We start from the raw sequence: 21253 nt of genomic DNA, 5'->3' as shown, positions 1-21253 counted from the left end.
TACGAGCCCGCGCGTAAACTTGCCTCTTATAGGTATGACCCGTATAATCTTTGATAGATGACCATAGAATCTAGGTGTTACAAGTTATGGTATAAGACTATGATTCACAACGTTTGGGGTACGTTCATAGGTATTTTGCAGGATAGGGGGTAGCAATGTCGGGCTTTGCATGTTGTGATTGCATCTTTTGTAATTGTTCGCGCGATGAGCAAACAGGTTTGTATCATGCGGTCTGTTCAAAGGGTTATACGCTTGCTAACGCTCATGATATGCGCGTTCCCCAAAAATACTATGCATCTACGCCGCGTGTATTTGTTCCTGTAACCGATCCTTTTGGACAACAATACTTTAGAACACATGCAACATGTGCGCAGTTTCAGAGACCTATGGATGCTGAGCCTTCCCATCATTTTTGGGATGTCATTCGCCTCAACGGTAAGCGTTAAATGTGTGTGGGTTCACTTATTTTGTTTCGATAATTTTTTCTCTATCTTTAATGTCTTGCGTGCAATGAGGACAACGCAGCGCCTTTTGATCAATTTTTTCGTAGCACAAAGGACAACGTACAATTGTTTCGGGTTTCTCCTCAAGTGAAATTCCTATAAGTTCCCCTCCTGCTTTCTTTAAGGTATTGATGCCTTTGACCAGCAAAAATACGATAAACGCCACAATAAGGAAATTGATAATTGAGCTTAAAAACGCGCCAAAATCTATATGTGTTCCTGGAACTACCAGACCTGAAATAGTGGTTTGACCTCCTGTAAGAAAAACTATAAAGGGGTTGATGATGTTATTTACCAAAGAATTGACAATTGAGGTTAAAGCGCTTCCGACAATGACACCAACAGCCATGTCTACCACATTGCCTCGCATAATAAAGTCTTTGAATTCTTGTATAAATTTTTTCACATCATCAACCTTTCACGTTGTTTATGCACGCAGGTATTATAGTGTCTAACCGGTCCTGCAAATCCAATGAGTATTAAACGTGTTTGCAATCAATATCGCTATCCAAACAGATGGTAACAGGTCCATCATTTATAAGATGTACCTGCATATCTGCGCCATACACACCTGTTTGGCAGCGAATATGATGTGCTTGTACGCACGCACAAAAATGTTCGTACAGGCTGCGTCCCTGCTCAAATGCTGCTGCGTTGGTAAACGAGGGGCGCCTTCCGTGGCGACAGTTGGCATACAGCGTAAATTGGCTTACAGCTAAAACTTCGCCGTCGATGTCTTTAATCGAAAGATTCATTTTTCCATCTGCGTCGCTGAAAATTCGTAGCCCCAGTGCCTTATCGCAAAGAGCCTCAACGCTTGCACGCGTATCGTCTGGTCCAATTCCAACCAAAATCATAAGACCTTGTGCGCATTGGCCTACTATGTTATTGTCGATTTCTACGCGAGCCTCTTGCACGCGTTGAAGCACTAATCGCATATTAACACCATACCCATGTTACTAAGCTATACCCTCAAATTATAAGTTGTAAAGTGCGGTAAATTTTTGCGTAAGATAGTCTAAGTAGTACGTAGTAGTAAGCGCTTCACCGCTGGCTTCTTTGATGAGCTCATGTGGCGTGCGGCTACGACCATAGCTCCAGATATGGTCTTTAAGCCACAGGCGAATAGGAGCTAAATCACCTGAGGCAAGCACATCGTCCCATGCAATACCAGAAGCGATCATAGAGTGCTTAAGCTGTGCGCCAATGGCGTCGCCTACCGCATAGCCTGGGAAATAGCCTAAATACCCACTTGACCAATGCATGTCTTGAAGCGCTCCATGCGCAGGATCGCTTACCTCCACGCCAAGATACTCTTTGTAGAGTTTATTCCAGGTAGCAGCTACGTCCTCAACATCTAACTCACCTGCAAACAGCTGTTTTTCAATTTCGTATCGAATCATAATATGAAATGGATACGTTAGTTCATCGGCGTCCATACGAATAAGCCCTGGCTTTACCGCGTTAGAAACTTGCCAAAATTGTTGCGGTGTAACGCGTCCAAGCTGACCTTGAAAATGATGCGCCATCAAGCGCAAAATGTGTGGCGCAAAGTTGCGGTCGCGCGCAATGTAATTTTCAAAGAATCTCGATTGAGATTCGTGAATACCATACGATGTGCCGCCTTTAAGTGATGTGCAGTCATAGGCAGGATTAACACCTGTTTCGTAGAGCGTATGTCCACCTTCGTGAAACATCGAAAAGACATTTGAAAGCACATCGTGCTCATGGAGATGAGTTGCAATAATGCCGTAATTAATCGAAGGAGCATCTGAGTATGGGTGCTCGGTATCTACGACAAGTACATGGTTTTTATCGAGACCCATAAGATCAATAATGTCATGCGCAAGTAGACGCTGTCGCATAATATCAAATTTACCTGCAAAAAGTGAGGTATTTGGCCTAAAACCTTTATTTTGTTTAATCAAAACATCGTGAAGCAAAGGCGCAATTCCCGATTTTACTTCTTCACAAAATGTGTCCAAAAACGCGTGTGTTGTTCCTTGTTCATATTCATCGAGCCACACGTCGTAGGGGTCTTTTTTACTATCGCGTGCCTGTGCAATTTCTTTCATTGTCTCAATAATTTGTTTCAAATAGGGAGCGAACATTTCCCATGAATTTTGTGCTTTTGCCTTGTGCCATGCGTCATCGGCTATGCACGTAAGTTCTGCAAATTTTTGCGCAAGCTCACTTGGAACGTCCACAAGTTTTTGGCGGTCATGCTGCAAAATGGCAACCTGTGCTTTTTGCGTTTGCGTTAGAACGGCGCTTGGGCAACTAAGCCGTGCCAGCAGGTCTGCTGTATTTTGTGAGCACAGTAGGTCGTGACGTCTGTTTTCAAGCAAACTTAATACTTTTGAACGTGTTTGAGCAGCTCCTTGTGGATCTATGGACATACCAAACCCTGCAATTTCAGCAGAACAGTAGCGTGTTACAAAAAGATTTTGCTCAAGCTGGTTAAGCTCTTCTGCGTCAGCTTTAGGATTGGTAAGTGCAGCACCCAAATCTACGGGTGCGTCCTCGGCTTTAGGATGAGCCCCCAAATCTACGGGTGCGTCCTCGGCTTTAGGTTTACTCATTTGTTGTGTTTCATTTGCATTGTCCATGGTAGATCCTTTGCTTGTACACTCATGTATTACGTAATTTATGAGGTAGCTCCTAGGTATAGTTTCATTATATCGTAGTGGTTATCTAAATAGGAACTATTGCATACAGATGCACGAAAAAATTGTCTTGCCCTGTACAGAACGCAAGCTGTTTACCTGGATGTTCCAACGTGAACGGTATAAGTTTCCCCCTGAAATGCACAGGTAAATATGTTTCGTAAAATATGTTACCATTGAGACCTAAGGCTTGTAGTTGTTGGGCAAATCAGTTCAAAGTCGCACGTAAAGGGGCAAATGAAAAGGTGTTTTGCCAACGTACTATAAGCGCTCATAATCCGCGCTTTGATAGGAAGTGATTGTATGGCTGAGCAAAGCTTTGACATAGTTGCTGCTACAGGTTGCCCTAGCGGTATTGCTCATACTTATATGGCTAAAAAGGCACTTGAAGATGCAGCAGCTGCAAAGGGCCTCACCATAAAGGTCGAAACTCATGGACAGATAGGAGTCGAAAACGGCTTAACTGCTCAAGAGATTGCATCGGCAAAAGCTGTTGTTATTGCTGCTGATAAAGACGTTCAAGAAGAGCGTTTTGCTAACAAACCATGCGTTTCGGTAGGTGTTTCAAAATGTTTAGATGTTAATGCAGCCCAAGCGTTGATTGATCGTGCGTTATCTGCTCAGCCAAAGGTTGTACATGAAGATGCTGCTTCAGCTCAAGCTGCTGCAGCTGCGCCTGCAGACACTTTTGAAGAAAAAGAGTCTATTGGACACATCATTTACAAGCATTTGATGAATGGTGTTAGCCACATGCTTGTTTTTGTAGTAGCTGGTGGTGTTTTAACCGCAGTTTCATTCTTATGGGGAATTACATCATTTAGTTCAACTGCTCCCGATTATAATAGCTTTGCAGCTATGCTTAAGTACATCGGTGGCATTTCAATGGGCTTAATGGTTCCTGTTTTATCAGCCTATATTGCAGAATCTATTGGTAAGCGTCCTGCATTGGTACCAGGTTTTATAGCTGGTATGATTGCTATTCAAGGTTTGCCTGTAAGTCCAGAAGGTTTAATTGACGCAGGCGGTCATGGTGTTGGCTTTGGATTCTTGGGTGGTATTATCGGCGGTTTCCTTGCTGGTTATGTTATTTTAGGCCTCGAAAAACTGCTTGCAGGACTTCCTCATAATCTCAACGGTCTTAAAGCTATCTTCTTATATCCTTTGCTTTCTACCTTCATTGTTGGATTAGTTATGCTCGGAATTTCTGGACCTATGTCTGCTATCAATATTGCAATGATGAACATGCTTAAAAGCCTGTCAACATCTGGTCCTATTGTTTTGGGCTTGGCTATTGGTTGTATGTGCGCTTTTGATATGGGTGGCCCTGTTAATAAAGCTGCGTATGTTACGGGTACGTTCTTCTTAGGCGAGGCTCTTGCTGCAGGTATTGGTACTGACACGTATGCATTTGGTACAAACTTTATGGCTGCGGTTTCGGCTGCTTGCATTGTTCCTCCATTAATTACCACCTTTGCCGTTGTGGTAGGCAAGAAATATTTCTCACAGTCAGATCACGATGCTGGACTTGTTAACTTTATCTTGGGTTGTACGCACATTACCGAAGGTGCAATTCCTTTTATGACCAAAAACATTTGGCCAGTTATGCCCATTATGATGCTTGGTTCTTCTATTGGTGCCATTGGTTCTTTGTTGTTTGCGGTACACGACCCAGCTCCTCACGGTGGATTCTTGGTATTGCCCGTAGTTGATGGCGGTCTTTGGTGGGTACTTTCTATTGTTGTTGGAGCAGTTGTAGGCGGTATACTTTATGTAATCTTTAAAGCCTACGAGTACAAAAACAACGGTAACAAGGTTCTTTCATAATTGTATTGTCTTGCACATAAAGCTTTTGTGGTGTCTTGCAATTCGTCCCATTAAGGCTAAAGAGCTTATAAGTATTTGCTATAATTTGTAGGAAATATAAAAAGTTGCTACGTTTCGTGTGTCATACAAAAAGGTATACAAGTCTTGTATATAGTCTTATATGTATACACACTGCTTATAAGATAAGGGGCTTAAATATGAGCGATTTTGTACAATCTTCACATGTCTTTCTGCAAAATTCTTCGACAACTGTTGATGAAGTTTTGGCATTTCTCGCAAAGAAGTCTTGTGAGCTTGGCGTTGCTGATGATGAACAAAGTGTTCTTGATGCATTTAAAGCGCGCGAGGCAGAGGGTACCACGGGCATGATGGATGGTTTTGCAATTCCTCATGCAAAGTGTGATGCTATCAAGAAAGCAACCGTGCTTGTTGTTAAATTTAGTGGCGATGTAGCATGGGAAAGCATGGATAAAAAGCCTGTTCGTGCGGCTATTGCATTGTTTGTACCTTCCAAAGAGGCTGGTACCACTCACTTGCAGCTTCTGTCTAAGGTTGCTGTTTTGCTCATGGACGAGAAGTTCCGTGCTTCTGTTTTGGAGAGTGAAGACCAAGCTGCAATCGCTGCGCTCATCAACAAAGGGCTTGAGGCATAACAGAGTTTACTGCATTGGCATATAGCAAGTTATTGCGCATGTACCATCGTGTACATGCGCTTTTTTGTAGCTGTCTTTTTACTTTGTGCACTTTTATCGAGCATTTGAGTAAACCATTAACCATGGTAAAGGCATGTGTATACTAAGGGAAAAGCTTTTTATGCGTTGAGCTTGTGTTGAGCTTGTAATAGAGGTGAAAGAGTTTTATCACCAAAGATACTATAAGTTGCTATAAAAGGTCAGGTTGCTTATGAATTCGAGTGAATGTGTTGCATCGCAAGATCAGTCGATGTGTTCAGCAGTTGCAAATCTTGAGCTTCTTTGTTTAAACCCAGAATTTCACCAAAAAATTTGGGGTGGACGTCACCTTGAAACCGAGTTTAATTACGCAATACCTGATGGCCGTATAGGTGAGTGCTGGGCAATTTCTGCACACCCTCATGGGGATTGCAAACTTTCGGCAGGCCCTCTTGCAGGAAATACGCTTTCGCAGGTATGGGATTCGCATCCTGAGCTGTTTGGCAATATAGATTCTGATAGATTTCCTCTGCTCATTAAAATTCTTGATGCCGAAGACGATTTATCCATACAAGTGCATCCAGACGATGCTTATGCGCGCGTCCATGAGCATAATTCTCTTGGTAAAAGTGAATGTTGGTATGTGTTACACGCCAAGCCAGACGCAACTATTATTGTGGGTCAAAAAGCGCGCTCCCGCGAGGAATTTGCTCAATTGGTAAAGCAGGGTGCATGGAAAGATGTGCTTAACGAAGTGCCAATTCATGAAGGCGACTTTTTCCAAATCGATCCAGGATGTGTTCACGCTATAAAAGCTGGAACTATGGTATTAGAAACTCAACAATCAAGCGATATTACCTATCGTGTTTATGATTATGATCGACGTCAAAAAGATGGCAGCCTTCGTGAACTTCATATGGAAAAAAGTTTAGACGTTATCAACTATCATGCGCCGTTATTGTCTTCAGGTGCCGTGCATGCTCCCGAGCATGATGGAGTAACCAAGCTGTGTGTTTGTCCTCGCTATACCATTTTGCGTATACGTGTAAACGGGTCGCGCGCGCTTGCCCAATCGGCGCCATTTTTATGTGTAAGTGTTGTTGAGGGTGAAGGCAGTATTGCAGGTCTTTCGGTTAAGCGCGGATCTCATGTCATCGTGACGGCATTGTGCTCAACGCTGCAATTGGAAGGGGATATGACGCTTATTGCGTCGCATATCTAAAAAAACTTTATATTGGTGTTCCTAATTTAAAAAATACATGTTAGTATGGTAGTGTTATTAGCTTCCTTAGCTCAGTTGGATAGAGCATCGGTCTTCTAAACCGCAGGTCAGGCGTTCGAATCGCCTAGGGAGCACCAGAATTTAAGCATGGACTTATGCATTTGTTAGTTATATGCATAAGTCCATATTTTTTAGGAGTTTCTCGTTACATTATGTATATTATGAGTCATAATAAAATACGAATGTGTAATGGAAGGAGTTTGCGTTGATTTATACAGTTACCCTCAATCCTGCGATTGACTATGTTATGCACCCTGTTAGTTTGGACATGGGATTTACTAATAGATCTTCAAGCGAAGAGGTTTATTGCGGTGGTAATGGTATCAACATATCAACGCTTTTAAACGAACTCAAAGTTGTTAACGTTGCCTTTGGTATTGCTGCCGGATTTACGGGCGACTATCTCATTAAGACGCTGCAGGACAATGGCGTATCTGCTAATTTTGTTCGTCTTAAAGAAGGTTTTACGCGTATTAATGTAAAGCTTAACGGCATTGTTATGACCATGTGTAATGGTATGGGTCCTGTTATTACCCCCGATAAAGTAGACGAGCTTCTTGAGCGTCTTGAATGCATTGCACAAGGTGATACGCTTATCCTTACGGGCTCCATTCCAAAATCACTTCCCGAAAACATGTACGATATTATCATGAAACGTCTCGAAAATAGAGGCGTACGCTTTGTTGTGGATGCACCCGGTGCATTGCTCTTAAAATCACTTCCTGCGCATCCATTCCTTATCAAACCCAATAATCACGAAGTTGGCCGTATTTTTGATGCTTCACCCGAAACACCTGAAGATTGTATTCCCTATGCGCAAAAGCTTCACGATCAAGGCGCGCAAAATGTTATCGTTTCTTGTGGTGGTCATGGATCGCTGCTTATTGACGAACATAACGAAATTCATATTTGCCCAACCGTAAAAATTAAGCTTGAGAACGCAACAGGCGCTGGAGACTCAATGGTTGCTGGTTTTGTTGCAAAGACTCAAGCAGGCGCCTCTTACGATGAAGCATTGCGCTTTGCATCTGCATGTGGTACTGCTACTGCAGCAAGCAAGGGTATTGCAAATCGTGCAACAATCGATCGCATTAGTGCAGAACTTGATGCGCTTATCGCAAATAACTAATAAGGTAATTTATTTTTAATAAATTGGTATTGTTCTATGTCATTCATATGTGCCGGCCACAAGGAGGATTTGCATGTTTGAAGGAATTAACGCATCTGACGGTTATGGTATTGGAGTTGCACAAGTTGCAGTTGCTCCCGATTTATCGTTTACCCCTACCGCACCAACAGATTTAGCGGCAGAGAAGGAGCGTTATGCACAGGCGTTACAAAAATTTATCGATCAAACAAACGCGCAAATCGAGCGTATGACGCGTACGGTTGGTAAAGAATCTGCAGCTATTATGGGCGCTCACATTGAATTTGCAGAAGACGATGGCATTAAAGAAACTATCAATTCTTCTATTGATTCGGGTATGTGTGCAGAACAAGCCGTAAGCGAAGCATATGATATGTATTTCAATATGTTCTCAAATATGGAAGATGAGTTGTTCCGCGAGCGCGCAGCAGATGTTGCCGATGTTAAAACTGGTATTTTGGCAGATTTGCTTGGTAAAGAGGTTGTTGATTTATCCAGCTTGCCCGAGCACTCCATTGTAGTTGTGCACGAGCTTACGCCATCTATGACTGCAGATATCGATAAGAAAAATGTTGCAGGTATCATTACCGAAACTGGTGGTCGTACTTCTCACTCCGCAATTATTGCGCGTGCTTTGGAAATTCCTGCAGTTCTTTCGGTCAAAGATGTTACAAAAACCGTTAAAACAGGTGATATGGTAATCGTTGATGGATCTCGTGGTCGCGTTATTGATGATCCAAGCGATGCTGAACTTACAAAATATCGTACTAAAGCTGCAGTGTTTGCAAGCGAAAAAGCTGCGTTGGAATCGTATCGCGGTAAAGAGACGGTTACCGGTGATGGCGACAAGGTTCTCCTGGTTGCCAATATTGGTAATCCCGACGATGCCAATGCTGCTGTTGAGCATGATGCCGAAGGTGTTGGTCTCTTCCGTTCCGAATTTCTTTTCATGGACGCTCCCGAACTTCCAAGTGAAGACCAACAGTTTGCTGCATACCAAAAAGTAGCACTTCGTATGAAGAATCAACCTGTTATCATTCGTACGCTTGACGTGGGTGGCGATAAAAATATTCCTTATTTGCACTTGCAAAAAGAAGATAATCCATTTATGGGATTCCGCGCCGTTCGTTATTGCTTAAACAATGCCGACCAGTACAAGGTTCAGCTTACAGCTTTGTTGCGTGCATCAGCTTTTGGTGATATTAAAATTATGTTGCCGCTTGTTACCTGTCTTGACGAAGTTCGTCAAGCTCGCGCGCTTGTTGCAGAGTGTATGGAAGACCTCGATCAACGCGGTATTGCTTATAACAAAGATATCGAAATTGGTACGATGATCGAGACTCCTGCTGCATCTCTTATTGCCGACAATTTGGCAGATGAGTGTGACTTCTTCTCTATTGGTACTAATGACTTAATTGGTTACACTATGTGCGCTGACCGTGGAAATGATCGTGTCGCATATCTGTATGACGTATATCAACCGGCAGTCCTGCGTTCGCTTAAGCGTATTATTTCTGCTGGTAACGAAAAGGGTGTTATGGTTGGTATGTGTGGTGAAGCTGCTGCAGATCCGCTGCTCATTCCTGTACTTATTTCGTTTGGCTTAAATGAGTTTTCGGTTAATCCTCCTTCAATTCTTCGTACACGTCGTATTATTTCTGCGTGGACAAAAGCAGAGGCCGATGCACTTACCGAGAAAGTTATGTGTCTTAAGACTGCTGCCGAAGTTAAGGCTGCGCTTCAAGCTGCTGCTCGTTAAGCCCTTTGTGATGCGCATGCAGCCGTGCGTGTAAGGTTTTGCTCACGTGTAGTGGTGTTGCTATAGGATTAAAGCCCTAAGAACATTTGTTCTTAGGGCTTTATTTTGCGCATGAGCGCGCCTGTACGTACTTATATGCGGTTGCCTTTAGGCGTGTGTTTCATCCCAGTGAGCAACATAAGCGTCAATTTCTTGTAGATATAAAGCTTTACGTTCGTCGGAAATCCAGCTCATTCTAAAGCTATTTTTAGCAAGCTCAATAATATCTTCGCGCGTAAACATACCACTTTGTGCAAGAACTTCGTAGTTATCGCAGATGTAGCCACCAAAATATGCGGGATCATCAGAGTTAATGCATATTTGTACACCGTGATTCAGCAAATCCTTTACTTCGTTTTGTTTTGTACCACCGCCACAGAAGGTATTAGAAATAGGACATGATGTAAGACCAACACCGCGCTTTGCAGCCAACTCAACCAAATCAGGATCTTCAACGATGTTGGTTCCGTGGTCAATGCGATCTACGTCAATGATTTCAAGAAGCTGTTTGATATGCTCAATGGAATCTTTTTGATCTATATCGGCATGAGCGGTAACATGAAGCCCTAGTTCTCGTGCGGATGTAAATTGGTTAAAGAATTTAAGTGGGGGATTATTGTGTTCGTCAGAATCAAGACCAATACCTATGAGATGATCGGCAAAGTCCTTAAAAGCTTCCATGGTAGCTCGTGCACTTTCGGCACTAAAATCGCGCAGGAAGCACATGATTAACTCTGCGTCTACGCCTAAAGCACGTGCATCGCTACATGCGCGCAGTAACCCCAGAAAAACATCTTGACATTCAACTCCACGTGCGGCGTGTGCTTGAGGATCAAAAAATATCTCAACATGGCGTACGCTGTTTTCCTGAGCTTTGAGCAGGTATTCCCATGCAAGGTCATAGAAATCCTGTTCGGTTACCAGGGTTTCCATACCTTCATAGTACACATCTAAAAAAGATGGAAGATCAGAAAAATTATAGGTACTTTTAATTGCTTCAACGTTATCAAAGCCAATATCAATTTGATTACGCTGAGCAAGCTTAAGCTTAAGCTCGGGTTCAAGCGTACCTTCTATATGTAGATGAAGCTCTGCCTTAGGAAGGCCTTGGATGAATTGACGCGAAATTTCGTGTGACATAGTTACCTCCAAGTTTATGGGTACACGCGCTGTTTGCTACGTTTCTTATAGTTTAATGGATGTGTTGAATAATCAGCATGGAATCGTCAAGATTTTTTATAAGATTGTTGTAGGGAGTTTAAAGTGTAGAATTCTCTATAAATAAGCACGCAAACGCTGCCGATGACATTACAAAATCCTATTTAAAACGCTGCTTACAATCCTGTCAGCAGCGTTTTTTAGTAAATCTACCAACGGCATTGAGCAGGCACAATAACATCAAGCTCATGTGGGCAAATGCTAACTTTGTAGCTTTGGCCTTGGAATACTTCGCCATCTGTTTGACAAGGTACCAGCGGATCACTAAAACTTACTTCAAATGAGGTAACTTCGGCAGTGGTGATAATGCCTGAACGCGTGTGTAAACCTGTTCGCGCAAGTCCAAAAAGCGCCAGTAAATGGGGAATCGAAGGACGTTTAGTATTAAAACACATGCTCAACAAACCATCGTTAGGCTTGGCGTCAGGACAAATCATAAAGCCGCCGCCATAGGTTGGACCAATATTTGCTACCAGTACAATGCAAGGCAAGTCATAGCTTTGATTGGTACTTAAACTAAGATGTGCTTGATACCCTTTATGTCCGCGTGCCATAATTTTGAGGCCTGACGTGGCAAATAATGCAGAACCTTCTTGTTTTGCATGGTCAGCACGTCGAATAGTAGTATCAACAGATACGGCAGCATCTAAACCAAAGGAGAGGGTTTCCATAAAATAGGTAGATTCTCCCTGTTCATTAGTAATTTTTCCCAAATCAAAGTTGCAGTGATGTCCAGAAAAAATTTCGGCTAGTGAGGTATCAGGCGCGTTATAGGTTGCGTTTAAAGTTCGAGCAAAATCGTTGCCCGAACCCATAGGAATAACGGCAAGTGTAGGGCGCTCGTTGCGCGGAATGTTCATGAGCCCGTTTATGGTTTCGTGGATAACACCATCGCCGCCCAGGGCAATAACCGTGTCGTAGTTGCGTGCGTCTTCTGCCATGAGTGTAGCGTCTTTTGGGCCTTTGGTAAGCAACATTTCAAAAGAAGTTGAGATGGAAGAGTACGAATTAAAAAATCTCCGCGCGCGCATTGCCGCCATGTGACCCTTTCCGCTGTGCGAAGCGGGGTTTGCAATAACGAGTGTTCGTCCCAGATTAAGATTAGGCATAACTCTCCCTTGTTGTTTGCTTTACCTTTTATTTTAGCCGACTTTGATACGTATGAATCATGAGTTTTCTATTTTTGTGAACAATTATGAACTATTATGAACAATTTTTACGCTGAAAAGAATTCAAGAGGCTTGCTTAAGAGTTACCTTTATTAAAAGGATTGGAAAAATTACAAATTAAACTGCGCTAATCACATAAGAAACGGTTTTTACAAAAGTTTGCTCATTACGTAAAATTGTAAAAATGAGAAAAGACTATAAAAAAGATTACAAAAAACTCCAAATATGGAGCGGCGGACGGGACTCGAACCCGCAACAATCAGCTTGGAAGGCTGATGCTCTACCAATTGAACTACCGCCGCACAAAAAAATGGTCGGGGTGACTGGATTCGAACCAGCGACCCTCTGCTCCCAAAGCAGATGCGCTACCAAGCTGCGCTACACCCCGTGACCGCTTGACTAGTATAAAATAGTTTGCCTTTTGAGGCAAGTATCTTTTTCGTGAGAAAATCATCCTTCAAAATTGGTACATCTTTCCACAACGCCTCATTACGTCTTATAATGAAAAGGTCTGAATTATTCCTTATGTAAAGGGTATATCAGCTTTAGTTTTACAACGTTAGTTTTATAAAATTATAGACTAACAATCAATTGATGGGAGATATATGAGCTGTTCAACCATGAATTATTCTCAAAAGGTTCTTACCGATCTCAAAAACCGCTACAGCACACAACCCGAGTTTATCCAAGCTGCAACCGAAATTCTTACGGGATTACAACCCGTCCTTGATAAACATCCCGAATATCAGGAGCAATCGCTGCTTGAACGCCTTGTAGAGCCCGAACGCATTATTATGTTTCGTGTTCCGTGGGTAGATGACAGCGGTAGGGTACAAGTTAACCGCGGGTATCGCGTTCAGTTTAACTCGGCAATAGGACCATACAAAGGTGGTCTGCGTTTTCACCCTTCGGTTAATTTGAGCATTCTTAAGTTTTTAGGTTTTGAGCAAACCTTTAAAAATAGTCTTACCACACTTCCTATGGGTGGTGGCAAAGGTGGCGCAGACTTTGACCCCAAAGGTAAGTCCGATGCCGAGGTCATGCGTTTTTGTCAATCCTTTATGTGCGAGCTCGTTAAACATGTAGGTCCAGATACCGATGTGCCAGCTGGTGATATTGGTGTTGGCGGCCGCGAAATTGGTTATTTGTTTGGTCAATATAAACGTCTTACTAACACGTGGTCAGGTGTGCTTACAGGAAAAGGTTTATCGTTTGGTGGATCGCTGGCGCGTACCGAAGCAACAGGTTATGGTGCCATTTATTTCCTTAACGAAATGCTTAACCACAAAAATACGCAACTTGCAGGTAAAACGGTAGCAATTTCGGGTGCTGGCAATGTTGCAACCTATGCCGTTGAGAAAGCAACGCAGCTTGGCGCGCATGTTATTACGGTTTCGGATTCTTCGGGCTATGTTATGGATCCGCAAGGTATTGATGTTGACTTGCTGAAAGACATAAAGCAGGTTCGTCGTGCGCGTATAAGTGAGTATGTTAAGGCTCGTCCACATGCAAGCTATCATGCAGGCATGCGTCCTTGGGGAGAAACTTGTGATATTGCGCTTCCTTGTGCAACGCAAAACGAGCTGGGCTTAGACGATGCAAAACAGCTGGTAGCACATGGTACAAAGTTTGTTGTTGAAGGCGCAAATATGCCAACAACCTTGGAGGCAACAACTTACCTTATGCAAAATGGTGTATATTTTGCGCCAGGTAAAGCTGCAAATGCAGGCGGAGTTTCGGTTTCGGGCTTGGAAATGAGCCAAAACCACGAACACCTTTCTTGGACGTTTGAGGAAGTTGACGCCAAATTACACGATATTATGCATGATATATTTGTAGCTGCAACTACAGCAGCTGCCGAAGTTGGCCAAGAAGACAATCTTGTGCAAGGTGCAAATATTGCCGGATTTAATAAAGTTGCCGCAGCTATGATGGCTCAAGGTATTTGCTAAGTTACATTCGCTTCGCATAAATTGGGCTCCTATGCGCAGCCGCGCTTCAATCAGGTAATAGCTACTATTTGTATGAAAGATATTCAAAGGTATGACGTTAGACGAGCGCATAAAACAAGGGAGATTGGGGGCACAGCCCCTCTGCGTTGCTGCAAAGGATTTTGTCTGTGGTGCCGTGCGTGTCGCGCCAGAATTAAAGTCATGGTATCGTCCGTGGCGTTTTACGCATGAGCAATTTCGCGCGTTGGGTTCTTGTCGCGCATGGCACCCTGGTTTGTTTCGGCAGATGGCACGTACATGTGCAGGCATTACCTTACAGTTTGAAACCGACTCGTCAGAAATTTTTGTTGAGCTGCGTTTGGATGAGGAACCATCAGGTACGCGAGCAATGCTCGACATTGCTAAGCGGATGCAACAAGTTCACGAATGTGATGAGATCGTCTCATCGCAAAGCTTGCACGCTCTATATGATGGCGTGTCTGTTGATATTGATGGACGCCATATTCCACCTGTGAATGTTGCTGACAATAGCTACATCAATCTATTACTTGAAGATCCGCAGGATATGCCACTTGTTGGGAGCGTGCAGCTTCCAGGCTTTGGTGGCGTACATAAAGTTTGTATCCACTTACCTGCGCTTCGTGGTTGTATTATTCGTTCGATATATGCAAACGGAACGTTCGTGCGCCCGCTTGAACACAAGCCGCAACTTTTAGTATTAGGCGATTCCATTTCGCAAGGTTTTATTACAGGTGATCCAGCACGTGTGTGGGTACATACATTTGCGCAAACTCACAACTTAGAAGTTATGAATCAGTCTATTGGCGGTCAGGTGTTTCAGCCGGGTTTGCTCTACGGTTTATCTCAGTTTATAAATCCGCAGGTTATTATTGTTGAGTTGGGCGCCAACTATCGCTATGAGCCGTGTTTAGCGCGTTTGGTTCATAAAGACATTCACGCGTATTTTGTTGAGCTCACTCATGTATTCCCGCAGGTTCCAATCTTTGTGCTTTCGCCTATGTGGCATACGCCCGATATGTATCCTCCTCATAAGTTGAGCTGTTTTAATCAAGTTTCGTCCTGGATACAGGCTCAGTGTAGGTGCTATGACAATCTGGTGTTTGTTGATGGTTTGCGCCTGCTTTCTCATAAAAATACGATGATGGCCGATTATTATGGTCATCCTGGTGTGCATGGTTCTCGTGAGCTTTATGAGCGCTTTTCTTTGGTGTATTCGTCTTACCAGTTGAGCTCTACACCTTCATTGCAAGCGTCCGCGCGTTCGCGTGCTCTTACTCTCTTAGATGAAGTTTGTGCTGGTACGACCAATAAAAAAGATCGCTCGTGCGCAGTGCAAGGGGTTCTAGGTCTGCGCGAAGCGCTCAGGCGTGGCTTAGGTGTCGTAAAATATGTTGACGATGATTGCGTTTTATTGGGCCTATCTAATGGCTGTGATATGTTGTGGTCAAGTAACGCCCAGCGTGCGCGCATGCTTATGCAGGTGATTGGCTCTACACGAGCCGTCTGCTTAACAAATTATCATCTGTTAGAGGCACTCTCGTCGCTTGATTCATACGAGAGTTCAAACGTTTATTATATTGGCGTGTATACCTCTTCAAAAAAGCGACGTATGAGTGCTCATCGCGTGATAAAGCCTTTAGACGAAAGCTATCTTGACACTATTAAGAAAACGTATAGGTATGCCGATTCGTATACTGATGAGCAGTATATTCAACTTTTGCGCCGTGGCTGTATTGTGGGTGCATTTGATCATGATATGCTGGTTGGCTATATTGGCGAGCATGAATATGGTGCAATTGGTATGCTAGAAGTGTTTGAGCCCTTTAGACGAAAAGGTTGGGGAAAGGCGTTAGAATCGTACAAAATCAACCAATTTTTAGATCGTGGCGATACAGCTTGGCTTGAGATTAAACAGGGAAATACAGAAAGTATTGCGCTGCAAAGAAGCCTTGGCGTAGAAGTTTGCGATGATGCTTTGGAAGTTTGGATAGAATTAAAAGATCAAGACGATAATAAGGAGTTCTATCGTGATACAAACAAACCCGTATGCACCTCATCTAACAGGTGAGCTTACGCGCGCTTGCGCGGATCAAATTAAGGATATGCACAAAAACCATCGTGTGAGTGCGTATGCAACACCTGATACGGCGGTTATTCGTCGCGACGTTGATGAGGATCACGAAAGCATATTACGGCCAGCATTTGTTCGTGATGTAGAGAAAATAATTCATACTCCTGCATATAATCGTCTTGCAGGTAAAACGCAGGTTTTTTCGTTTCGTTCTAACGACGATTTAACACGCCGCAATCTTCATGTACAACTGGTAGCCCGTGTTGCGCGTGATATTGGACGTGCGCTTGGACTTAACCTCGATTTGATTGAAGCAATTGGATTGGGTCACGATATTGGTCACACCCCGTTTGGTCATATTGGAGAGCGCTATGTAAGCTCAATCTATCATGCATATACCGGAGGTTATTTTTTTCACAATGTACAAAGTGTTCGCTCGCTTGACACGCTTTACAAGCGCAATCTTTCTTTACAGGTGTTAGACGGTATTATTTGTCATAACGGCGAATTTGAGCAGCAGGTTATTAAAACCAGTAATCTTTCATCTTTTGATGCGTATGACCATATGGTGGCGCGTGCGTGGCACGAAGGCGAAACATATATTAATACGCTTCGTCCGATGACACTTGAAGGTTGTGTCGTGCGCCTGTGCGATATTATTGCTTATGTAGGTAAAGATCGCCAAGACGCTATTTTAGCTGGTCTTTGTGACGAGCGTAGTTTTTCCGATGGTCTTGGTGGAACATATAACTCGTGGGCGCTCAGTGCTTTTGTTGCCGATTGTGTTGAGCATAGTTTAGGAAAAGATCACATTGAGCTTTCTGATGAGGCGTTTTGTGAGCTTGCTCGGGCAAAAAAAGAAAACTATGACAAGATTTACATGACAGCCGAGGTTGACGGCAAATTTGGCCAACATATACAGCAGCTGTTTCAACAGGTATTTGAACACGAATTGGATGCTGTGGAGCGCAATGATAAGCACTCAATTATTTATCGTCACCATATTGAGCCTGTCTCGCAGCATCTTTCCCATTATGGATATGAGTATGCATGGCAAAAGAATCCTATACAAACGGTTACCGATTTTATTGCGTCGATGACGGATTCGTATTTTATAGATTTGTGCAGGCATTTGTTGCCAGATTCGCAGGATATATTTCCCTCATATCCTCGTTTTCACCGTTTTGAATACTAGCAGCTATCTTTACGGTTAGGGCTTAGGCTATGCAAACGCTTTTTGATTTAATGAACGATTCAAATAATTCATCGCAGAGTGCAACTGCTGCGAAGCCAGCGGATATGAGTTCGTCTGCTCACAAGCCACAGGTTATGTCTTGTAACAGTAATGCTCCGCTTGCTGTGCGTATGCGTCCGCGTACGCTTGATGAGTTTGTGGGTCAAAAAGCGTGTATCGGTAAAGATTCGTGGTTACGACTGGCAATTGAGCGCGATATTTTATCATCCATCATTTTATATGGACCTCCTGGAACTGGTAAAACCACGCTTGCTCAAATTATTGCTCATACAAGTTCGGCGCATTTTGTAGACTTGTCGGCACTGCTTGCGCGCGTAAAAGACGTTCGCGAAGAGCTTGCACAAGCGCGCAGTCGCCTTCTCACCACAAATGTAAAAACAATTATGTTCATCGATGAGATACATCGTTTTTCTCGTTCGCAACAGGATAGTTTGCTTAAGGGCGTAGAAAATCGCGACGTTATTTTAATTGGCGCAACAACCGAAAATCCTTATTTTGAAGTGAATTCGGCACTTATCAGCAGAAGCAAAATTATCGAGCTTACCCGCCTAAGCGATGATGACATTGCCTGCATTATCGCGCGTGCCCTAACGGATTCGCGCGGTTTGAATAATTGCTTTACGCTTGATGAGAGTGCACTACAGGCTTTGATTTATATGTCGGCAGGCGATGCGCGCGCAGCGCTTACCTCGCTTGAACTTGCTTCTCAAGTAGCGCGCCCCAATGCATCAGATATTCATGCGCAAGACGGGTCAAAACCTATTCTTATTACGTTAGAGCACGTTAAGCTGGCTAATCCAGCGCGCGGCTTACCTTATGATAAGCAGCAGGATATGCACTACGATATTATTTCGGCATTTATTAAGTCGATGCGCGGCTCAGATCCCGATGCAGTGCTGTATTGGCTTGCACGTATGATTGACGCAGGTGAAGATCCTATTTTTATTGCGCGCCGTATTTTGATTTGCGCGTCAGAAGATATTGGCAATGCCGATGCAGGAGCAATTTGCGTGGCAGCTGCCGCTATGGACGCAGCTCGTACCATAGGTTATCCCGAATGTCGCATAAACCTTGCGCAGGCAGCACTTTATTGTGCACTGGCGCCTAAATCTCACGCTGCTGAGGCAGGTATTGATGCGGCTCTTGCCGAGGTAAAAAAAGGCCCCTATCGAGAAGTGCCTTCATACCTGCGTGATCGTCACCGCGTGGGTTCACAAACCTACGGCGAGTATCTTTATCCTCATAATTATCCTGATGGTTGGGTGAAGCAAACATATTTACCTGAAGGTTTGCACGAAGGGGCTTTTTATGCGCCGTCCGCGCGTGGGTGGGAAGCATGGAGAGATAACGAGCTTAAACGCATTAAAAAGAATGCGCGCGCCTCACATGACAAATAATTGGTACAATAAACATAGTAAACATGCCAAATTTGATGTGGCTGTACCTTTGATCGAACGGATGCACTATGGATACAAATATACTGATTATAGTGGCGATATGCGCATGTGTGCTTGTCTTGATACTTGCGCTTATCGAGGCAATTTTAACCCTTCGTCGTATTAGAAGTGATATAGGTCGCCTTGTTGATACTACGTGCGAAACGTGCGAGCAGGTGCAGCCTGTTGTTCAAAAGCTTGATGCTGCACTTGATGATTTGCATCCAACGATTGTTCAGCTTGAGCCACTTGCACTTAAATCAAGCCAAACGCTTGATACTATTAACCGTCAGCTTGAAGCAACCGAGGATATTCTCAGTGATGTTTCAAAAATTTCTGCGCAGGCTGCGGGCGTTTCAACCACACTTGACCAAGCTGCAAAAACCGCGATATCAGGCATTGCAAAAGCAACGTCTTCGGTTGCAAGCAATTTTTTGCAGGGCTATACATCTGCAAAAAATGCCATCGAAAAAGGCCTTGCCTCGCCATCTGACGACGAAACGCCAGATCTTCCGCTGCCAACTCACCAAGAGCCGGCTTCCTCGTCGCATGCAACAACGTCGTATATTTCTTACGCTGCAGTTTCAAAGGCCGATGTACAAGCCTCACACGAAAAGAATGTATCATCTACTTCTAACACGGCGTCTGATTCTACGAGCACGTCAGCTGCGCAAACGCAGGCTACCTTAGGTAATTCTGAAGCAGTTGCACTTGATGATATAGATGAACTTGCCAATTCACAAGCATCGCAGTCTTAAAACTGTTAGATGAGTGCATTCAATTAAGTAAGGTTTTGAAACTATACGTCTACAACGAATATAAGTTGTTGTATGAAAAAAGAAAGTAAGGGGAACTTTTCATGCCCACAACACAAGTTAACGTAACCGTACCCGCCTTGCCAGAGTTTGCACGCAGCGTACGCATGATGGCAGCTAATTTAGCAGTTGTTTGTCATATGAGCGTGGACGATGTAGAAGATGTTCGTATGGCAGCCGAAGAAGGTTTTGTATATACGTGCGCCACACGTCCGCAAACTTGTGACATTACATTTACACTTGAACCCCATTGCATGTCGATGGATTTTTGTCTAGGAACTGGTGATTTTAAGGAAGATACGTCACAGCAAGATTTTGAACTGGTGAATTTAATGCTTAACGCAGTGTGCGATGCGTGCTACGAAACCGATGAACATACGCTTCATTTGGAAAAGTCATTTGGTGGTGTCCATGTCGAATAATGAGCAATCACCGCGAGCTTCCTCACGTCTGCGCACGCAAATTCCTTTAAAAAAATCTAAGCGCAGCATACGAGACAAGCAAAAAACAAAAGAACTTTTTAAGCGATACAAAGAAACGGGTGATGAACAAGCACGTGAACAGCTTGTTTTAGCACATCTGAATCTTGCGCGTTTTTTGGCTTCAAAGTTTAAGAATCGTGGCGAGTCATTGGACGATTTAGTCCAAGTTGCTACGATTGGCCTTATCAAGGCTATAGATAGATTTGATATAAGTCGCGGTTTGGAATTTACCACCTTTGCTACACCAACCATCATGGGGGAGATCAAGCGTCATTTTCGTGATAAGGGGTGGTCGGTTCGTGTGCCGCGCCGTTTGCAAGAGCTTTCGGCAAAAGTTACCCAGGTAAGCGATAAACTTACCGAAAAACTTCAGCGTAGCCCTTCAGTCGATGAGATAGCGCAAGCCTTGGGAGTAAGTGTTGATGAAGTTCTTGAAGCTATGGAATCGGCTCATGCGTACACTTCGGTTTCTTTGGATGTTCCTCAAGGTGATGATGATGACGGCACGCAGTCGAGTACCGTTATTGATAAATATGCTTTGGTTGATGAAGACCTTGAATCATCTGATGATCGTATTGTTTTGGAGCAGGCAATTAAAGACTTTTCAGAACGTGAACAACAGATTATTCGTATGCGCTTTTTGGAAGGCTTTACGCAGGTTGAGATTGCGCAGAAGTTGCAGATTTCTCAAGTTCAAGTATCGCGCCTCTTGCGTAAAACGCTGCAAAAGTTTCAAGAAAAGCTTGATCCAAATCATGTGATGGAACATGCAGATTCGCAGAGTAGTTAAGTGCTTGGCGTGCGCTTGCGCTTTTGATGCAAGATCTCATATATCATATTAATATTGTTATTTTGTATAAGAAGTTTGCTAAAACGGTAGACGTTTAAAAAAGAGCCTGCCTTAAATGCAATATCAACGTATCATACATAGAGTGTATGTTTA

Annotated in this window: 18 protein-coding genes and 3 tRNA genes; 14 read left to right on the top strand and 7 right to left on the bottom strand. The window is 43.5% G+C overall.

What is annotated here, in order from left to right; genetic code table 11:
- Window positions 1–155 precede the first annotated feature (155 nt).
- A complete protein-coding gene (locus tag AC1DBT_RS04220) occupies window positions 156–446 on the top strand; it encodes a hypothetical protein (RefSeq protein WP_480018719.1) in 291 nt (96 codons plus the stop codon).
- Between the two features lie 16 nt (window positions 447–462).
- Here AC1DBT_RS04220 and mscL read toward each other — a convergent pair whose 3' ends face one another.
- From mscL to AC1DBT_RS04205, 3 genes are all read right to left on the bottom strand, one after another.
- Window positions 463–909 carry a large conductance mechanosensitive channel protein MscL gene (gene mscL, locus AC1DBT_RS04215; protein ID WP_311439214.1) on the bottom strand — a complete coding sequence of 149 codons (447 nt, stop codon included), beginning with the start codon at window positions 907–909 and terminating at the stop codon, window positions 463–465.
- Window positions 910–982: 73 nt separating this feature from the next.
- Window positions 983–1441 (bottom strand): D-aminoacyl-tRNA deacylase, encoded by a 459-nt coding sequence (dtd, locus tag AC1DBT_RS04210; protein WP_480018718.1) that lies wholly within the window; start codon window positions 1439–1441, stop codon window positions 983–985.
- 39 nt (window positions 1442–1480) lie between these two features.
- The gene (locus AC1DBT_RS04205; protein WP_480018717.1) at window positions 1481–3112 is read right to left on the bottom strand and encodes a carboxypeptidase M32; all 1632 of its coding nucleotides are present in this window, start codon (window positions 3110–3112) and stop codon (window positions 1481–1483) included.
- A 360-nt stretch (window positions 3113–3472) separates the two neighbouring features.
- Here AC1DBT_RS04205 and AC1DBT_RS04200 point away from each other — a divergent pair, with 360 nt between their 5' ends.
- The 6 genes from AC1DBT_RS04200 (at window position 3473) to ptsP (ending at window position 9852) form a co-directional block, all read left to right on the top strand.
- Entirely contained in the window at window positions 3473–4993 is a 1521-nt protein-coding gene (locus tag AC1DBT_RS04200) for a PTS fructose transporter subunit IIC (RefSeq protein ID WP_480018716.1), read from the top strand.
- A gap of 197 nt (window positions 4994–5190) precedes the next feature.
- Window positions 5191–5646, top strand: coding sequence for a PTS sugar transporter subunit IIA (locus AC1DBT_RS04195; RefSeq protein ID WP_480018715.1), 456 nt, complete (start codon window positions 5191–5193; stop codon window positions 5644–5646).
- 250 nt (window positions 5647–5896) lie between these two features.
- A complete protein-coding gene (locus AC1DBT_RS04190; protein ID WP_480018714.1) occupies window positions 5897–6886 on the top strand; it encodes a type I phosphomannose isomerase catalytic subunit in 990 nt (329 codons plus the stop codon).
- Between the two features lie 60 nt (window positions 6887–6946).
- Window positions 6947–7023 (top strand) — tRNA-Arg (locus AC1DBT_RS04185).
- A 128-nt stretch (window positions 7024–7151) separates the two neighbouring features.
- The gene (gene pfkB, locus AC1DBT_RS04180) at window positions 7152–8075 is read left to right on the top strand and encodes a 1-phosphofructokinase (protein ID WP_480018713.1); all 924 of its coding nucleotides are present in this window, start codon (window positions 7152–7154) and stop codon (window positions 8073–8075) included.
- A 73-nt stretch (window positions 8076–8148) separates the two neighbouring features.
- Window positions 8149–9852, top strand: a complete 1704-nt coding sequence (gene ptsP / locus AC1DBT_RS04175; RefSeq protein WP_480018712.1) for a phosphoenolpyruvate--protein phosphotransferase — start codon at window positions 8149–8151, stop codon at window positions 9850–9852.
- Window positions 9853–9999: 147 nt separating this feature from the next.
- Here ptsP and add read toward each other — a convergent pair whose 3' ends face one another.
- From add to AC1DBT_RS04155, 4 genes are all read right to left on the bottom strand, one after another.
- The gene (add, locus tag AC1DBT_RS04170; RefSeq protein ID WP_480018711.1) at window positions 10000–11031 is read right to left on the bottom strand and encodes an adenosine deaminase; all 1032 of its coding nucleotides are present in this window, start codon (window positions 11029–11031) and stop codon (window positions 10000–10002) included.
- Window positions 11032–11258: 227 nt separating this feature from the next.
- Window positions 11259–12218: a diacylglycerol/lipid kinase family protein gene (locus tag AC1DBT_RS04165; protein ID WP_480018710.1), complete on the bottom strand. Its 960-nt coding sequence runs from the start codon at window positions 12216–12218 to the stop codon at window positions 11259–11261.
- A 286-nt stretch (window positions 12219–12504) separates the two neighbouring features.
- A tRNA-Gly gene (locus AC1DBT_RS04160) sits at window positions 12505–12580 on the bottom strand.
- Between the two features lie 9 nt (window positions 12581–12589).
- Window positions 12590–12666 (bottom strand) — tRNA-Pro (locus AC1DBT_RS04155).
- Window positions 12667–12898: 232 nt separating this feature from the next.
- On the opposite strand from AC1DBT_RS04155, the gene gdhA reads away from it, so the two are divergent.
- The 7 genes from gdhA to AC1DBT_RS04120 all read left to right on the top strand — a co-directional run bounded on the left by gdhA (window position 12899) and on the right by AC1DBT_RS04120 (window position 21100).
- The gene (gene gdhA, locus AC1DBT_RS04150) at window positions 12899–14230 is read left to right on the top strand and encodes an NADP-specific glutamate dehydrogenase (RefSeq protein WP_480018745.1); all 1332 of its coding nucleotides are present in this window, start codon (window positions 12899–12901) and stop codon (window positions 14228–14230) included.
- A 91-nt stretch (window positions 14231–14321) separates the two neighbouring features.
- On the top strand, window positions 14322–16319 hold the full coding sequence (locus tag AC1DBT_RS04145; RefSeq protein WP_480018709.1) for an SGNH/GDSL hydrolase family protein: 1998 nt from the start codon (window positions 14322–14324) through the stop codon (window positions 16317–16319).
- Complete coding sequence (locus AC1DBT_RS04140) at window positions 16279–17517, top strand: deoxyguanosinetriphosphate triphosphohydrolase family protein (protein WP_480018708.1); 1239 nt, start codon at window positions 16279–16281, stop codon at window positions 17515–17517. Before AC1DBT_RS04145 ends, AC1DBT_RS04140 begins: the two co-directional genes overlap by 41 nt.
- 29 nt (window positions 17518–17546) lie before the next feature.
- Window positions 17547–18974 (top strand): replication-associated recombination protein A, encoded by a 1428-nt coding sequence (locus tag AC1DBT_RS04135; RefSeq protein ID WP_480018707.1) that lies wholly within the window; start codon window positions 17547–17549, stop codon window positions 18972–18974.
- A gap of 68 nt (window positions 18975–19042) precedes the next feature.
- Window positions 19043–19771 (top strand): hypothetical protein, encoded by a 729-nt coding sequence (locus AC1DBT_RS04130; protein ID WP_480018706.1) that lies wholly within the window; start codon window positions 19043–19045, stop codon window positions 19769–19771.
- A gap of 101 nt (window positions 19772–19872) precedes the next feature.
- Window positions 19873–20250 carry a hypothetical protein gene (locus AC1DBT_RS04125; protein ID WP_480018705.1) on the top strand — a complete coding sequence of 126 codons (378 nt, stop codon included), beginning with the start codon at window positions 19873–19875 and terminating at the stop codon, window positions 20248–20250.
- Entirely contained in the window at window positions 20240–21100 is an 861-nt protein-coding gene (locus tag AC1DBT_RS04120; protein ID WP_480018704.1) for a SigB/SigF/SigG family RNA polymerase sigma factor, read from the top strand. The genes AC1DBT_RS04125 and AC1DBT_RS04120 overlap by 11 nt, the downstream gene beginning before the upstream one ends.
- Window positions 21101–21253 lie beyond the last annotated feature (153 nt).

It is taken from the genome of Fannyhessea sp. C0108B2 (assembly GCF_056583915.1).
Note: the sequence above shows the minus strand (reverse complement) of the source record. Positions and strands in the feature narration are given on the sequence as shown.

Bases quoted from the DNA above. Each gene is read 5' to 3' on its own strand.
- gdhA (WP_480018745.1), top strand. From the start codon at position 12,899: ATGAATTATTCTCAAAAGGTTCTTACCGATCTCAAAAACCGCTACAGC.
- AC1DBT_RS04130 (WP_480018706.1), top strand. From the start codon at position 19,043: ATGGATACAAATATACTGATTATAGTGGCGATATGCGCATGTGTGCTT.
- AC1DBT_RS04145 (WP_480018709.1), top strand. From the start codon at position 14,322: ATGACGTTAGACGAGCGCATAAAACAAGGGAGATTGGGGGCACAGCCC.
- AC1DBT_RS04120 (WP_480018704.1), top strand. From the start codon at position 20,240: ATGTCGAATAATGAGCAATCACCGCGAGCTTCCTCACGTCTGCGCACG.
- dtd (WP_480018718.1), bottom strand. From the start codon at position 1,441: ATGCGATTAGTGCTTCAACGCGTGCAAGAGGCTCGCGTAGAAATCGAC.
- AC1DBT_RS04135 (WP_480018707.1), top strand. From the start codon at position 17,547: ATGCAAACGCTTTTTGATTTAATGAACGATTCAAATAATTCATCGCAG.
- AC1DBT_RS04195 (WP_480018715.1), top strand. From the start codon at position 5,191: ATGAGCGATTTTGTACAATCTTCACATGTCTTTCTGCAAAATTCTTCG.
- AC1DBT_RS04165 (WP_480018710.1), bottom strand. From the start codon at position 12,218: ATGCCTAATCTTAATCTGGGACGAACACTCGTTATTGCAAACCCCGCT.
- add (WP_480018711.1), bottom strand. From the start codon at position 11,031: ATGTCACACGAAATTTCGCGTCAATTCATCCAAGGCCTTCCTAAGGCA.
- AC1DBT_RS04190 (WP_480018714.1), top strand. From the start codon at position 5,897: ATGAATTCGAGTGAATGTGTTGCATCGCAAGATCAGTCGATGTGTTCA.
- AC1DBT_RS04220 (WP_480018719.1), top strand. From the start codon at position 156: ATGTCGGGCTTTGCATGTTGTGATTGCATCTTTTGTAATTGTTCGCGC.
- AC1DBT_RS04200 (WP_480018716.1), top strand. From the start codon at position 3,473: ATGGCTGAGCAAAGCTTTGACATAGTTGCTGCTACAGGTTGCCCTAGC.
- AC1DBT_RS04125 (WP_480018705.1), top strand. From the start codon at position 19,873: ATGCCCACAACACAAGTTAACGTAACCGTACCCGCCTTGCCAGAGTTT.
- ptsP (WP_480018712.1), top strand. From the start codon at position 8,149: ATGTTTGAAGGAATTAACGCATCTGACGGTTATGGTATTGGAGTTGCA.
- AC1DBT_RS04205 (WP_480018717.1), bottom strand. From the start codon at position 3,112: ATGGACAATGCAAATGAAACACAACAAATGAGTAAACCTAAAGCCGAG.